General features: G+C 47.6%; 16 protein-coding genes and 1 pseudogene. 10 read left to right on the top strand and 7 right to left on the bottom strand.

Annotated features, from left to right (window positions below):
- Positions 1-99: 99 nt before the first annotated feature.
- The 5 genes and pseudogenes from KHN79_RS12710 to KHN79_RS12690 form a co-directional block, all read right to left on the bottom strand.
- Positions 100-969, bottom strand: coding sequence for a phosphoribulokinase (locus KHN79_RS12710; RefSeq protein WP_182011636.1), 870 nt, complete (start codon positions 967-969; stop codon positions 100-102).
- A 391-nt stretch (positions 970-1360) separates the two neighbouring features.
- Positions 1361-1573 (bottom strand): YheU family protein, encoded by a 213-nt coding sequence (locus KHN79_RS12705; RefSeq protein ID WP_182011637.1) that lies wholly within the window; start codon positions 1571-1573, stop codon positions 1361-1363.
- A gap of 33 nt (positions 1574-1606) precedes the next feature.
- The gene (locus tag KHN79_RS12700) at positions 1607-2614 is read right to left on the bottom strand and encodes a hydrolase (RefSeq protein ID WP_182011638.1); all 1008 of its coding nucleotides are present in this window, start codon (positions 2612-2614) and stop codon (positions 1607-1609) included.
- A gap of 85 nt (positions 2615-2699) precedes the next feature.
- A complete protein-coding gene (locus KHN79_RS12695; protein WP_182011639.1) occupies positions 2700-3188 on the bottom strand; it encodes a TIGR02444 family protein in 489 nt (162 codons plus the stop codon).
- Positions 3185-5105, bottom strand: a pseudogene (locus tag KHN79_RS12690) (ABC transporter ATP-binding protein). The gene KHN79_RS12695 and the pseudogene KHN79_RS12690 overlap by 4 nt, the downstream one beginning before the upstream one ends.
- A 209-nt stretch (positions 5106-5314) precedes the next feature.
- Here KHN79_RS12690 and kefG point away from each other — a divergent pair.
- The 5 genes from kefG to KHN79_RS12665 all read left to right on the top strand — a co-directional run bounded on the left by kefG (position 5315) and on the right by KHN79_RS12665 (position 9653).
- Positions 5315-5911 (top strand): glutathione-regulated potassium-efflux system ancillary protein KefG, encoded by a 597-nt coding sequence (kefG, locus tag KHN79_RS12685; protein ID WP_182011640.1) that lies wholly within the window; start codon positions 5315-5317, stop codon positions 5909-5911.
- Positions 5895-7694 (top strand): glutathione-regulated potassium-efflux system protein KefB, encoded by a 1800-nt coding sequence (kefB, locus tag KHN79_RS12680; RefSeq protein ID WP_182011641.1) that lies wholly within the window; start codon positions 5895-5897, stop codon positions 7692-7694. Before kefG ends, kefB begins: the two co-directional genes overlap by 17 nt.
- Before the next feature lie 33 nt (positions 7695-7727).
- Complete coding sequence (locus KHN79_RS12675; protein ID WP_014233181.1) at positions 7728-7928, top strand: YheV family putative zinc ribbon protein; 201 nt, start codon at positions 7728-7730, stop codon at positions 7926-7928.
- 88 nt (positions 7929-8016) lie between these two features.
- Positions 8017-8586: a peptidylprolyl isomerase gene (gene slyD / locus KHN79_RS12670; RefSeq protein ID WP_182011642.1), complete on the top strand. Its 570-nt coding sequence runs from the start codon at positions 8017-8019 to the stop codon at positions 8584-8586.
- Positions 8587-8711: 125 nt separating this feature from the next.
- Positions 8712-9653 (top strand): isoaspartyl peptidase/L-asparaginase, encoded by a 942-nt coding sequence (locus KHN79_RS12665; RefSeq protein ID WP_182011643.1) that lies wholly within the window; start codon positions 8712-8714, stop codon positions 9651-9653.
- A gap of 60 nt (positions 9654-9713) precedes the next feature.
- Here KHN79_RS12665 and KHN79_RS12660 read toward each other — a convergent pair whose 3' ends face one another.
- A complete protein-coding gene (locus KHN79_RS12660; protein ID WP_182011644.1) occupies positions 9714-9941 on the bottom strand; it encodes a SlyX family protein in 228 nt (75 codons plus the stop codon).
- Entirely contained in the window at positions 9938-10924 is a 987-nt protein-coding gene (locus KHN79_RS12655) for a PQQ-binding-like beta-propeller repeat protein (protein ID WP_182011652.1), read from the bottom strand. Before KHN79_RS12655 ends, KHN79_RS12660 begins: the two co-directional genes overlap by 4 nt.
- A 128-nt stretch (positions 10925-11052) precedes the next feature.
- On the opposite strand from KHN79_RS12655, the gene fkpA reads away from it, so the two are divergent.
- From fkpA to tusB, 5 genes are all read left to right on the top strand, one after another.
- Positions 11053-11832 carry an FKBP-type peptidyl-prolyl cis-trans isomerase gene (gene fkpA / locus KHN79_RS12650; protein WP_182011645.1) on the top strand — a complete coding sequence of 260 codons (780 nt, stop codon included), beginning with the start codon at positions 11053-11055 and terminating at the stop codon, positions 11830-11832.
- 147 nt (positions 11833-11979) lie between these two features.
- A complete protein-coding gene (locus KHN79_RS12645) occupies positions 11980-12696 on the top strand; it encodes a transcriptional regulator (RefSeq protein WP_182011646.1) in 717 nt (238 codons plus the stop codon).
- Between the two features lie 2 nt (positions 12697-12698).
- Positions 12699-13094 carry a sulfurtransferase complex subunit TusD gene (gene tusD / locus KHN79_RS12640; RefSeq protein WP_182011647.1) on the top strand — a complete coding sequence of 132 codons (396 nt, stop codon included), beginning with the start codon at positions 12699-12701 and terminating at the stop codon, positions 13092-13094.
- On the top strand, positions 13091-13447 hold the full coding sequence (tusC, locus tag KHN79_RS12635; protein ID WP_182011648.1) for a sulfurtransferase complex subunit TusC: 357 nt from the start codon (positions 13091-13093) through the stop codon (positions 13445-13447). Before tusD ends, tusC begins: the two co-directional genes overlap by 4 nt.
- A gap of 7 nt (positions 13448-13454) precedes the next feature.
- Positions 13455-13730, top strand: a complete 276-nt coding sequence (tusB, locus tag KHN79_RS12630; RefSeq protein WP_182011649.1) for a sulfurtransferase complex subunit TusB — start codon at positions 13455-13457, stop codon at positions 13728-13730.
- Positions 13731-13897 lie beyond the last annotated feature (167 nt).

Below are 13897 nucleotides of genomic sequence, written 5' to 3'. Positions count from 1 at the left end.
ATGATTTCTTGATTTTAATCGTGCCACTGTTGGTATTTTCTACGCAAAATTGTGCACATAATCACAGTATGAAAAGTAAACATTCTGAAAGCGAGATTTTTAGCCGATTTTTCCTGTTTCTATCAGTTGTTGTAGGATAGGCCTCACAATGAGCTCCATCGCAAAACTCATCTTCCCGCCCGGTACGACGATAGTATTGTGGCGCGACATAAAAGAACCATCAATCATGGCCAGCAGGTAAGGGAAGTCGACATTTTTAATCCCGCGCAGCCGGATTACGACAAAACTCTCATCCAGGCTCGGAATGCCTTTTGCGTTAAGCGGGTTAGATGTGTCCACGGTCGGGACGCGCTGAAAGTTAATATGAGTACGCGAGAACTGCGGTGTAATGTAGTTCAGGTAGTCATCCATCGAACGCACGATGGAATCCATGACCGCTTCCCGGGAATGGCCTCGGTCGCGAGTATCGCGGACGAACTTCTGAATCCATTCCAGGTTTACAATCGGCACCATGCCAATCAGGAAGTCGACGTGCTGTGCGACATTGACCTCGCCGTCCACGACACCACCATGCAATCCCTCATAGAAAAGAACATCGCTGTTTTCTGGCAAGTCTTGCCAGGGTGTGAATGTACCCGGCATTTGATTGTAGGGTACTGCCTCATCAAACGTATGCAGATAGCGACGTATGCTGCCTGTACCATCTGAGCCAAACTGAGAAAAAAACTTTTCCAGACCGGGAAAGTCATTGGCTTGTGGTCCGAAGTAACTGATATGTTTGCCTTGCTCACGCGCTTTGCGAATTTCGATGTCCATTTCTGGGCGTGTAAAGCGGTGGAAACTGTCACCTTCAACCCATGCAGGTTTGACGTTCATCATATTGAACATCTTGCGAAAGGCTTCAGATGTAGTGGTTGTGCCGGCTCCTGATGAACCGGTAACCGCAATAATAGGGTGTTTAGCTGACATGACAAACCTTGTCGAAAATTGCTTTCCTGAATTATGCAGCAGATGTCTGCTGCACAGATGTTAACCCACTATAGCACGTAACAATGGCTTGTCATCGGGCGAGCGACGGCAAAGTGTGAAGGGGCTAGGGGCTATTTACCTTTTGAGGTGATTTTTGCAGCAGTTTGTGGGTTCTATATACAAGGCAGAGGCTTTGAAATGTAGTTACTCTACCTGATAAGCCGATAACGCAGTAGAGAGGAGCCACAAACGCTGCCCGAAGGGTTCGGCTAAAAGCGTTTTACTCTTTGTTGAGAGGTCTTTTGCTTAGAATGACTAGGCTACAAACCTCTCGCCGCGATTAAAACGCTTTTATCTCGAACAAAAATTCACCACGAAAGATAAACAGACCCTAGAATTTTGCTTTTGTTTGAATATCCACAGTTTCATGCAGTTCAGAAAATACGATGACCGCATCTCCGCTCTCTAGCTGAGACTTTACCTGGTCTATTTTGTCCTGAAGGGAAACTTCGACCGTGCCGTAATCTGTTCCCTCACGGAGAACGAACTCACGAATCAGGTTTTCCAGTGTGTCTGGCGCAATATCTTGCCAAGGAATAATCATAAATACCTCTGAATTTTATGATGGATGGCTATTTTATAGCGTCTTACGCTTTGATTCAGCACAAAGCTGATCTGCGGCGATGCACTCGTAGTACGATGGTAGAGCTTCTTCCAGCCAAAATTTCGGTTTTAGAGCAGTCCCAGAGATAAAACCAACATGTCCGCCATGATCATACAGGCGGTAGTCTATGTTGTCTGGCAGGACAAATTTCGGAATCACGTCATCAGTCATGAACGGGTCATCTTTAGCGTGAATGATCAGCGTTGGTAGTTTGATTTGCTGTAACTTGCTCAAGCCAGAGCACTGGGTGTAATAGTCGTGAGCATCCTTAAAACCGTGCAGAGGCGCAGTGATCAAATCATCAAATTCCTGTAAGCGCGTAACGCGTTTGATTGAGCTATAGGAGAGTGCCAGCTCACCATGAAGTAATTTATGTTTTTGTAAAGCATTACGTTTTAGCGATGAGAGTAAGTAACGTCGGTAGACTTTAGAAAAACCCTGCTCAATCCGGTTAGCACATGCGGCTAAGTCAAGTGGTGCAGACACGATGGATGCCGCTTTAAGAATTGGGTCATCACGGTATTGCGCCAGGTAGTTCGCCAGCATATTACCGCCAAGGGAAATACCCACTGCGACTTTGGGATTATTTGGGAAACGTTGTTCAAGGTGTTCAAGAAAATGCCGCGCATCTGTTACTTCACCAGAATGATAAGCACGGGCTTTTTTGTTCGGTTTGCCGCTGCAGCCACGAAAGTGCATCATTACTGAAAGCCAGCCTGACTGTGCGAATGCATTCATCAGTCCATTGGCATAAGGGCTATAGAAGCAACCTTCCAGACCATGAAAAAGAATGAAAATTGGTTTGTGATGAGCCAGTTCTTTGTCCGGATCTTCGCTCCAGGCGAGGTCAAGAAAATCACCATCGGAAGTATCCAGCGTTTGCCAGATTGGAGTAAACAGCGCTTTCTTACGTATAAAGCGCGGAAGAAGGGTCTGAAGGTGCGGGTTTTTTATCCCTGCGGCTGCAAAAAATTGTGTCATACCTAACTGCTCTTTTATGCCCTCAGCATCCATGTGAGGACTTATTAATATAACCGTTTATAAATAGTATAGGTATTTTACCGATTTATGGATGTTTTGGTGGTTGAATGTTTGGCACCGGGATAGCAAAAGCTTGCTGTAAATGCTCGCCACCTAACTGGCGGCAGTATCTTAGTGTGAGGGGAGCACCGTCATTCTGAACCAGGGCTAAGGAATTAATACAGTCAACTAAGTCGGACTGCTGTTGTTTCTCAAGCTGCAGTTCAAACTGCAGAGACTCACGATACAAAGCGTCATTAACCTGTGATTTGAGGTGGCGGCGCAGCTCGCGGAAAGAGTGGAGTAAAGCTTCGCTGCGGCCAAGGCAGCTTTGCACCAGATGCCAGTCTTTCTCCTGGAAGATGAGTTGCTGCTCGTCGAGCCAGCGAAGCAGCAACAGAAGATTTACGTTACCGTGATAGTTATTCTGTAATGACAAGCACGCTTCTTTTACTTCACGCACGCCATAAAACTGCAGACTGAACTGCCATAAGTGTTCCAGGGTAAGTGTGTATTGTGCGTGCTTATTTGTCATAGATTAAACTCGGTCTCCATCTGCTCCAGTTCTTCCTGAGCAGTCATCCATTCCATTTCGACCTCTTCAAGCTCCGACTTACTCGAAGCCTGAAGTGCCAACACTTCGTTTAGTTTAGCTTTATTTTCGGCTTCATACAGGGAGTTATCTCCCAATTGTTCTTCCGCAGTGGCCAATGCTTCGCCCAGTTTGTCCATTTTATTTTCTAATCGTGTCAGTGTCTTGCGAATTGGAGCGGTGAGTTTACGAAACTCTGCTTCTCGGCGTTTTTGCTCTTTCTTCGAAGCGGCACTGTTCGCAGTATCTTTCTCCGGTTGAGATGCCTGGGCCTCCCTGCGCTCCACTTTCTGTTGCTCAGTTAGCCATTTGTAGTAGTCAGTCAGGTCGCCATCAAATGGGGCTACCTGGCGGTCATGAACAAGGTACAGATCATCTGTCGTGGCGCGCAGCAAGTAACGGTCGTGCGAAACAATCACCATTGCGCCTTCGAACGTTTGCAGTGCAAGAGTCAACGCTTGTCGCATGTCCAGATCCAGGTGGTTGGTCGGCTCATCGAGTAGTAGCAGGTTAGGCTTTTGCCAGACAATTAACGCCAGTACTAAACGCGCCTTTTCGCCACCGGAGAAAGGAGCGACTTTTTCCAGTGCTTTATCGCCCTGGAAGCCAAAACTGCCTAGGTAATCACGCAACTGCTGCTCGGTTTGATCCGGCGCGATTTGCATCAGGTGCTGCAACGGAGTCTCTTCAGGATGTAAGGTCTCTAGCTGATGCTGGGCAAAGTAGCCAATTTTGACACCTTGAGAGTAGGTTAGATCCCCCCCCTTGTGCGTTCAGTTCACCCGAAAGGAGTTTGATCAGGGTGGATTTACCTGCACCGTTACGACCGAGCAGACCGATACGACTACCTGGTACGAGGTTAAGGCGGATTTTCTCCAGAATTAAATTGTCGCCGTAACCTGCTGAGACGTCATCCATCATCATGATTGGATTTGGCAGCGCAGCCGGCTGACGGAATTCAAAGCTGAACGGGTTATCAAACTGAGCCGGTAAAACTTTTTCCATGCGCTCCAAAGCCTTAATACGGCTTTGTGCCTGGCGCGCTTTGGATGCTTTGTAACGGAAGCGGTCGATGTAGCTCTGCATGTGAGACATCTGCTTTTGCTGCTTCTGATACATCGCTTGCTGCAGAATCATTTTCTGTGCGCGTTGGTTTTCGAATGAGGAGTAGTTACCTGTGTATTCGTTTAGCTGCTGGTTTTCGATGTGAATTATACGGCCCACAATAGGGTCTAGGAAATCACGGTCATGCGAGATAAGGATCAGCGTGCCAGGGTAGTTCTGCAACCAGCGCTCCAGCCACATAACTGCATCCAGATCCAAGTGGTTGGTCGGTTCATCAAGCAGCAGAAGATCAGAGCGGCATAATAGTGCCTGAGCTAAGTTAAGGCGCATACGCCAGCCACCGGAGAACTGAGTCAGGCTCCAGCTCATCTGTTCCTGACGGAATCCTAAACCGTCGAGTAGCTCAGCAGCACGGGCACGAATGCTGTAGCCGCCAATAGTCTCGATCTTACCGTGGATTTCCGCAACCAGTGTGCCGTTGTCCTGCTCTTCAGCGATGACAAGTTGCTTTTCAAGATCACGGAACTCACGATCACCATCAATGACGTATTCTAACGCACTGCGTTCCAGGGCCGGTGTTTCCTGTGCTACCCATGCCAGCTCCCAGTGTTGTGGTTGGCTGAATGAGCCAGCATCGATGGACAGTTCATCTTTCATCAGGGCAAAAAGGGTTGATTTACCACAGCCATTTTTGCCAACCAAGCCTACTTTGTCACCCGGGTGGATAGTGGCAGAAGCTTGATCTAAAAGAGGTTTACCGCCGCGCAGTAACTGAATATCAGAGAAGGTAATCATAAAGTTGTCGTTCACTTTGCGCTATGCGCGTTGCTTGGTCACTTAGCGAAGTGACCTCAATGATCTTTGAAGCCACTTGGGTATTTATCTAGCCGTGAATAGTAGGGCTATTGGCGCGAAAAGTCGATCTCTGACCGTGAATTGCATTATGCTGTACAAAAAAGTATAACAATTTGATAACGGATAAAAATTACTACAAGGACGACCATTTGGCTGCTGCTCCGTCAATTTCCCCAAGAGTTCTGGTCATTTATGCTCACCCAGAGCCACAAAACTCGATTGCTAATCAGGTGATGATCAAACGAATTGAGTCACTTGAGCACGTGACGGTGCACGATTTGTACGGTGCTTATCCGGACTTCTTTATTGATATCAATTACGAACATGAACTCTTGATGGAACATGAAGTGATCGTGTTTCATCATCCTCTCTATATGTATTCCTGTCCGGCACTGTTAAAAGAGTGGCTGGACCGGGTGCTGGGTAAGGGGTTTGCTTTCGGTGACGGAGCTGCGCTGAAAGGCAAGTACTGGCGCAGTGTCATCACCACAGGAGGCAAAGAAGAAGCGTTCAGTACCAAAGGCTACAACAAATATCCGTTAGAGCAGATCTTGCAGCCGTTTGAGCTGACTGCTGCTCTGTGTCAGATGCACTGGCTTGAGCCTATGGTGCTGTACTGGTCGCGTAATGTCTCCGATATTGAGCGCTATGAGCATGCAGAGCAGTATCGTCAGTGGTTGGGCGATCCTCTGAGAGATTGGAACGCAGCAAATGAACAGGGAGTTCAGCATGGCAGTAACCAGTGAGTTTCTTCAGAGCAGTGTGGTCTTTCTGTCTGCTGCAGTTATTGCAGTGCCGCTTGCCCAGCGGTTCGGTTTGGGCTCGGTTCTGGGTTATCTGCTGGCTGGTGTATTGATCGGGCCCTGGGGGTTGGGGCTGATAAGCGATGTGGATGCGATTTTGCACTTTGCCGAGCTCGGAGTGGTATTACTGCTGTTCCTGATTGGTCTGGAACTTAATCCGAAAAAACTGTGGCAGATGCGCGGGCCAATTTTAGGGCTTGGCGGTGCTCAGGTTGTCGTAACCACTGGAGTGATCAGCAGCATTGTCATTCTTGTGTTCGGTTTGAGCATGCAAACCAGTCTGGTGATCGGTATGGGGCTGGCATTGTCCTCAACTGCGATTGCTTTACGGGTGATTGATGAGCAGGGCTTAAACGGCACCGAGACCGGCCAGTCGGGTTTCGCCGTTCTGTTGTTTCAGGATATAGCTGTGATCCCGATGCTGGCAGCATTGCCGTTGCTGGCAGGAGAGCAGAGTGTTGGCAACTGGTTTGATGTACTGACTGTACTAGCCAGCGTTATCGGGCTATTGATCGGTGGTCACTTTTTGTTGCGTCCGCTGTTTCGTTTTGTGGTGATGAGTGGGGTTCGTGAACTCTTTACGGTTGCAGCTCTGCTGGTGGTGCTTGGTATCTCGGTGGTGATGCAAAAACTTGGCTTGTCGATGGCGCTGGGTACTTTCTTGGCTGGTGTACTGCTGGCAGAAAGTGAATACCGCCATGAACTGGAAATTGCTATCGAACCATTCAAAGGGTTGTTACTTGGCCTGTTTTTCATAGCCGTAGGTATGGCGGTGAACCTCGGTTTACTGGTTTTACAGCCTGTGGAGATTTTGGCGGCAGTTTTGGCGTTAGTTACCGTTAAAGGGCTGGTATTGTACGCTTTAGCGCGAGCCGCCCGGGTAAGGGAAAAAGCCCGCAGTCGTATGGCTGCCATATTGAGTCAAGGCGGTGAGTTTGCGTTTGTGATTTTTACCGCTGCGAGTCAGGAGGGTATCTTAACCAAAGAGCAGGTGGCGTTCCTGTTGGTGGTGGTCAGTTTGTCGATGGTCACCACTCCTCTGTTGCTGATGGGGCAAAAGAAGTGGTTCGCGCATACGCTGAATCAGGAGGAAGAAAGTGTCACCAGTCATGTGGTTGATCGTCGTCCCCGGGTTATCATTGCGGGCTTTGGTCGTTTTGGTCAGATCGTCGGTCGTCTGATGTATGCCAACAAAATTAAAGTGACGGTTCTGGAAAGTGATGCCAGCCAGATCCACTTGCTGCGTAAGTACGGTTACAAGGTGTTTTATGGTGACGCAACCCAGATTGATCTATTGCGTGCTGCAGGTGCCGATAAAGCGGAAGCTATGGTGATTTGTACCGACTCGCCGGATGAGGTGATGGCAATCGTCGATATCTGCCGTAAGCATTTCCCCAAGCTCAAATTACTCGCCCGCGCCCGAAGCAGGGTCGAGGCCTATCAACTGATGAGTCATGACGTGCAGAACTATTCGCGTGAAACCTTCCTCGGCGCACTTGATCTTGGCCGCCAGACACTTGTACAACTCGGCATGCATCCATATCAAGCAAAGCGGGCAGAAGCACATTTTCGCCGGCTGGATAATGCTATGCTTAAAGACTTGCTGCCTCAGCACAGTGAAGATAAGAAACTCGCTCAACGAGCGAAAGAAGCCCGTAAAGAGCTCGAAGAAATTTTTGGTCGTGAAATGGAAAGCGATCATCAGTCGCCCAATCATTGGAAGTAGTACTTGAGCCGAGGCTCAAGATAAGGAAGTAACGTGAAAATTAAGAAACGTTTTATTGCCGGTGCAAGTTGTCCGCAATGCAGCCAGCAAGATACCCTCCGCTGGTGGATAGAAAATAATATTGAATTAGTGGAGTGCGTCGAGTGTGATTACACCGAGCAGCGTAAACCGCAATCTGTAGAGAAAAATAAACACTCTGGGCAGGAAATGATCGGTATTTTTAAGCCGGAATAATTGAATCTCAGTAATAGATCCCCATAATACTACCATCTCAGTGCTTAACCCCATTTAGGTTAAGTCAGTTAATCTCTCTGGAGTTAGTATGAAAATTGAAAAGAACGTTGTTGCAAGCCTTGCATACAAAGTAATGTTGGAAGACGGTGTAGTTGTTGATCAGTCAACAACTGAAGCGCCTCTGGATTACCTTCACGGTCACAACAACCTGATCACTGGTCTTGAAAAAGAACTTGAAGGCAAAGTGGCTGGCGACAAGTTTTCTGCAACGGTAGCTCCTGAAGATGCTTACGGTGAGCACAACGATGCTATGGTTCAGCGCGTTCCGGCAGAAGTATTCCAGGGTGTTGACCAAATCGAAGTTGGCATGCGTTTCCTTGCTGATACTGACCAAGGTCCAATTCCTGTAGAAGTAACTGAAGTTGATGGCGACGAAGTTGTAGTAGACGGCAACCACATGCTAGCTGGCCAAACGCTAACATTCGAAGTTGAAGTAGTAGCAACGCGCGAAGCAACTGCTGAAGAAATCGAACACGGTCATGTTCACCAAGCTGGTGGTTGTGGTCACGACCATGATCATGAAGGCGGCTGCTGTGGTGGCGAAGAGAAAGGCGACGACCACGAATGTTGTGGCGGCGGCGGTTGCGGTTCTCACTAATTCGCAACCAACACTAGATAATTTTATCTAGTTGTGGGATTTCAGAAGCGCAAGTTGATGTTCAGCTTGCGCTTTTTGTTTATCTGCGGTTTAGTTGCACAAAGAACAGTCGTTGGAAAAATGCTATGAACAAACCTTTCTCCATCGCCATTCATGGTGGCGCTGGCACCATCTTACGTGAACAAATGAGCGATACACTTCAGCAATCCATCTTGGCGGATTTAGAAGTTGCGGTAAAAGCGGGTCATCAAATATTGTCCAGCGGCGGAGAGGCACTTGATGCGGTGGTTACTGCGGTCAAAGTGCTGGAAGATTCGCCTCACTTCAATGCCGGTAAAGGTTCCGTGCTGACGCACAATGAAATGGTTGAGATGGATGCCTCTGTAATGGACGGTAAAAATCTTTCCGCAGGTGCGGTGGCGGGCGTAAGGCATATTAAAAACCCCATTGAACTGGCTCGTGACGTGATGCAAAACAGCAATCATGTGCTGTTAGCCGGTGAAGGGGCAGAAAAATTCGCTTTTGAGCATGGCCACCAATACACCGAGCAGGATTATTTCTTTACGGATCGTCGTTATGAGCAGTTACTGTCGATGCGTGAGAAAGGGGAGTTCGCGCTTTCTGAATCCCGTTATCCGGATGACCGTAAGCACGGAACTGTCGGCGCAGTAGCACTGGATCAGCATGGTAATCTTGCAGCGGCCACAAGTACTGGCGGTGTTACCAATAAAAAATACGGGCGGGTTGGTGACTCCGCGTTGATTGGTTGTGGCACCGTGGCAGAGAATGGCGTGGTGGCAGTTTCAACGACAGGTGTCGGTGAGTTCTTCATTCGCAAACGTGTGGCAGAAGATGTTGCTGCGAGAATTCGTTACCTCAGAGAAGATGTACATACTGCGTGTGAGAGTGTGATTCAGGGAGAGCTAAAAACCATGGGCGGAGAAGGCGGTTTGATTGCCATCGATGCGCAGGGGGAACTTCATTTTGCAATGAACAGCTCCGGTATGTACCGGGCCGGCATCAACACGCAAGGCGAATTGAGCGTCAAAATCTACGCTGACGATTAGTCTTATGACCGAAAATATAAAGCCCAGCAAGAGCTGGGCTTTATATATTATGATTAAACATCAGTAGTGTGGCGGCGGCGGTTCATTGGCTGGATCTTCCATATTTGACGAATCCATATTTTTCACTTTACCCACTACGTACTTCATCTGATCTTGCATCTTAGTGATCAGCAGTTGCTGCTGAGATAACGCTTCGTTCAGATCTTCAATGGTCTGTTCTTGGAAGGCGGCCTGACACTCAAGGTCATTAATACGCGCTTCCAGTTGCTGAATAAGTTTTTCTGTCATGATCCGGTCTCTAGCTGCCAAGCCTGGGCGATGCCTGCGGAGGTGGCAGTAATTACACGTTGCTTGGAATCAAAGGCTGCATCATACACGACCGCACGAGGAGGGCGAGTATCTTTTTTCGGCTCGACTTCGAACACATCTACTTGCTTTCCGCTTTGAGTATCCCACACGGATACGCGACCAGAAGGGCTTCCCGTGACCAATTGCGAGCCGTCATCAGAGAAGCGGGCAGTTGAGAAAATCAGCTGACGAGACCAGCTACGCAGCTGCGCGATTTCTTCCCCAGTTTCCAAATTCCAGATAATAGCCTGGTTACCGCCGTCTGAGCTCATGGCCAGCTTGCCATCGCGCTGCAGAGCCACGCGCACAACTCTATGCTCATGCTCAAAGGTCCTTAGAATCTGTCCTGACTCAGTATCCCAGAGGTAAGCTTTATAATCATTACCGCCAGTGAGGGCAAATCGGCCATTGGGCGATATCGCAACGGTGTTGACTTTTTCTTGGTGAGCAAGGAACTCTAAACGCCGTCCGGTGACTAAGTTGACATAAATTGCTTTGCCGTTTGAGAGACCGAGCAACACTTGTTCGCCGTTACTGGTGATATCAACATCGCGGATCAATGCGTCTGAAACAGACCAAAGGCCTGTGGCTTGTGTCCAGCCGAGATCCCACACGGCGAAGTTCATCTGACCTGCGGTTACGGCAAAACGGCCGTTATCTGAGATGCGAATATGCGACACGACATTAGCGTCAGCATCAAGTTCGCCAAGCTGAGCTAACCGCTTATTTTGCTCAAGATCCCACAAAACTAAGTGATCTTGTCCTGAATAGAGCAGAGCAAATCGTCCGTCTCGGCTCAGAGCAAAACTGGTTGAACCTTGCGGTTCAAGTGGCCAGCGTTGCACTTCAGACCCGGTAAAAAAGCAACCATTTAACGTGGTGATGACAATTAAATATAGGAATAAATGAGAAATTCTTTGTATCACATCTAATAATCCGGTTTGTGTCTTAAGACATATAGCTAGTATATTGGTATAACGATTGTCTTCACCAGTCTCATGGAAGATTTGTGCACAACAACCAATGGCGAAGCCATTATTGGGAGAATTTAATGAAATCAGTTTTAAAAGTGTCACTACTTGCAGCAACAGTTATGCTGGCGGTAGGTTGTCAGAAAGAAGAAACCAAAACAGAAGCAGCACCTCAGGCAGAGCAAGTTCAGGCAGAAACCGGCAAAGCAGTCCACTTTAAAACCGACGATGACAAAGCGGCTTACGCAATTGGTGTTTCATTTGCTAACTACCTGAGTACTAGTATTGAGAAGCCAAGCGAAATCGGCATCGATCTGAACAAAGACCTTGTTCTTAAAGGTATCGAAGATGTATTCAAAGGTAGTGCAGAGCTAAATGAAGAAGAAACCCGCGCTGCATTAGAACTTCTAGACAAGCGTGTTGCTGAGAAGATGCAGGCACAAGCAGCAGAAAAAGCAGCAGCCGCGAAGAAAGCAGGCGATGACTTCCGCGCTGATTTTGAGAAGCAAGAAGGTGTAGTGAAAACTGACACAGGTCTACTTTACCAAGTGATCACGCCAGCTGAAGGTGAGCAGCCAAAAGATACTGACACAGTACAGGTTCACTACAAAGGTACATTGATTGACGGTACTCAGTTTGACAGTTCATACGATCGTGGCGAACCAGCTACATTCCCTCTGAATCGTGTTATCCCTGGTTGGACAGAAGGTGTACAGTTAATGCCTGTAGGTTCTAAGTTCAAGTTCGTTATCCCGCCAGAGCTGGCTTACGGTGACCAGGACACACCAAGCATTCCTGCTAACTCAACGCTGGTATTCGAAGTTGAGCTGTTAAAAGTAGAGAATGACAAAGCAGAGTAATCTGAAAGGATTAAGCTAACTTATTGAAAAAAGGCTCGTTTAACGAGCCTTTTTTGTTCCATGTCACTAGTTGGAGAGTTTGCTAGGTTGATTTTCAAATTTTCTGATAAACTTACACCAATTTGTTGATTTTTCGCTCGAAGGCTTATGACAACTACAGAAACATTAAATGCAGAGATGCTGCTCGAAATGGAATCCGTTCACGTGATGCCGTTTACCGAGCACGATAAAATCATCTTGAGATCATACGAAGCGGTCGTTGACGGTATTGCCAGCTTGATTGGTCCGTTCTGTGAAATCGTTCTTCATTCTCTGGAAGATCTGAATACCTCTGCGATTAAAATTGCCAATGGTGAAAATACCGGCCGACAGGTTGGTTCACCTATCACTGACTTAGCACTGAAGATGCTTAAAGACATTGAGGGATCTGAGCGTAACTTCTCACGTTCGTACTTCACACGTGCAAAAGGCGGCGTGTTAATGAAGTCAATCACGGTCGCTATCCGTAACGGTGAGAACCGCGTGATTGGCCTGCTTTGTGTTAACGTCAACCTTGATGCGCCATTCTCACAAGTATTACAGTCTTTTATGCCAACACAAGAAGCGAAAGAAGCCGCTTCATCAGTGAATTTTGCCAGTGACGTTGAAGAGCTGGTGGATCAAACCGTCGAGCGTACGATAGAAGAGATTAACGCAGATAAATCTGTATCGAATAATACCAAAAACCGTCAGATCGTCATGGAGCTGTACGATAAAGGTATTTTTGATATCAAAGACGCGATTAACCGCGTAGCTGATCGTCTGAATATCTCTAAACACACCGTCTACCTATATATCCGTCAGCGTAAAACTGAGGATGAATAGGCGTGAGTGGATTAACCTACACGTTAGTTGTTAATGGTTCGGTATACGGGAGCCAGTCTGCTCGCAGTGCCTATCAGTTTGCCAAGGCCGTCGTTGAACAGGGGCACACCTTAGTCAGTGTGTTCTTTTATCAAGATGGTGTGACGAACGGCAGTGCGCTGAGTGTCCCTGCAAACGATGAGTTCGATCTCAATAAAGCATGGCAAAACTTAGCAGAAGAACATAACGTGCGCCTTGAGACCTGTGTGGCAGCAGCGCTGCGACGGGGGATTATCAGTGAAGACGAAGCTAACCAGCACGGGTTAATTCAAAACAACTTGGCGCAGGGGTTTTCTCAGGCAGGATTAGGCAGTTTAGCCGAAGCGATGTTAGTCCAGGACAGAGTGGTGCAGTTTTGAGTCAGTTAACCTATCTATTTCGCAGCGCGCCTCATGGGCAATCTTCCGGACGCGAGGGCGTTGATGCTCTGCTGGCTGCTTCCGCCTATTGCGAAGATATAAGCGTGATCTTTACCGGAGACGGCGTCTACCAGCTTTTGCTGGGGCAAGACCCAAGTGCCATTCTAAGCAAAGATTACGCACCCATGCTCAAACTGTTTGATTTGTATGATATCGAGAAAGTGTTCGTTTGTTCTTATTCACTGGCACAGCGGGGGCTAGCAAAAGCTGACCTGGTTATTGATGCTCAGGCATTAACGCTTGAGCAAGTGAAAGAGAAACTGCAGCAAGCAGGCAAACTCCTGTCATTCTGAGGACGTTATGTTACATATCATCAAAACCGTCTCCGCCTTAGAAGATGCCTTAGCATTGTGTAGTGAGCAAGATGACCTCTTACTCATTGAAGATGCCGTGTACGCTGCAAATCCGCAGCATCAAGCGTTCAGCAAGGTTAAACACAGCAACGTATATGTGCTAGAGAGCGACATTCAGGCTCGTGGTATGGTAAATCGAATCAGCCCGTCTGTTACAGTCGTTAATTACCAGGGCTTCGTTCAATTAACTGCAAACCAAGAGAAATCCCTGACCTGGGATTGAACCTCATTTCCTGTCGATAACGCTTTACGGACGAATTACTCTAATTGGACAAAAAAGATCCGTATATTTCTTGACACACCTCTCACTGCTGCATAGAATTTTGCGTCCCTAACTGCCAACGGTAGTTTGGGATAGATTTTTCACAAAGCTTACTTTCAAGTAAATCA

It is taken from the genome of Vibrio sp. B1FLJ16, assembly GCF_905175385.1.
Classification (GTDB): domain Bacteria; phylum Pseudomonadota; class Gammaproteobacteria; order Enterobacterales; family Vibrionaceae; genus Vibrio.
The sequence above is the reverse complement of the archived record's forward strand: the minus strand, read 5'-3'. Positions and strand labels throughout refer to the sequence as shown.

Bases quoted from the DNA above. Each gene is read 5' to 3' on its own strand.
- KHN79_RS12710 (WP_182011636.1), bottom strand. From the start codon at position 969: ATGTCAGCTAAACACCCTATTATTGCGGTTACCGGTTCATCAGGAGCC.
- KHN79_RS12705 (WP_182011637.1), bottom strand. From the start codon at position 1,573: ATGATTATTCCTTGGCAAGATATTGCGCCAGACACACTGGAAAACCTG.
- KHN79_RS12700 (WP_182011638.1), bottom strand. From the start codon at position 2,614: ATGACACAATTTTTTGCAGCCGCAGGGATAAAAAACCCGCACCTTCAG.
- KHN79_RS12695 (WP_182011639.1), bottom strand. From the start codon at position 3,188: ATGACAAATAAGCACGCACAATACACACTTACCCTGGAACACTTATGG.
- kefB (WP_182011641.1), top strand. From the start codon at position 5,895: ATGGCAGTAACCAGTGAGTTTCTTCAGAGCAGTGTGGTCTTTCTGTCT.
- slyD (WP_182011642.1), top strand. From the start codon at position 8,017: ATGAAAATTGAAAAGAACGTTGTTGCAAGCCTTGCATACAAAGTAATG.
- KHN79_RS12665 (WP_182011643.1), top strand. From the start codon at position 8,712: ATGAACAAACCTTTCTCCATCGCCATTCATGGTGGCGCTGGCACCATC.
- KHN79_RS12660 (WP_182011644.1), bottom strand. From the start codon at position 9,941: ATGACAGAAAAACTTATTCAGCAACTGGAAGCGCGTATTAATGACCTT.
- fkpA (WP_182011645.1), top strand. From the start codon at position 11,053: ATGAAATCAGTTTTAAAAGTGTCACTACTTGCAGCAACAGTTATGCTG.
- KHN79_RS12645 (WP_182011646.1), top strand. From the start codon at position 11,980: ATGACAACTACAGAAACATTAAATGCAGAGATGCTGCTCGAAATGGAA.
- tusB (WP_182011649.1), top strand. From the start codon at position 13,455: ATGTTACATATCATCAAAACCGTCTCCGCCTTAGAAGATGCCTTAGCA.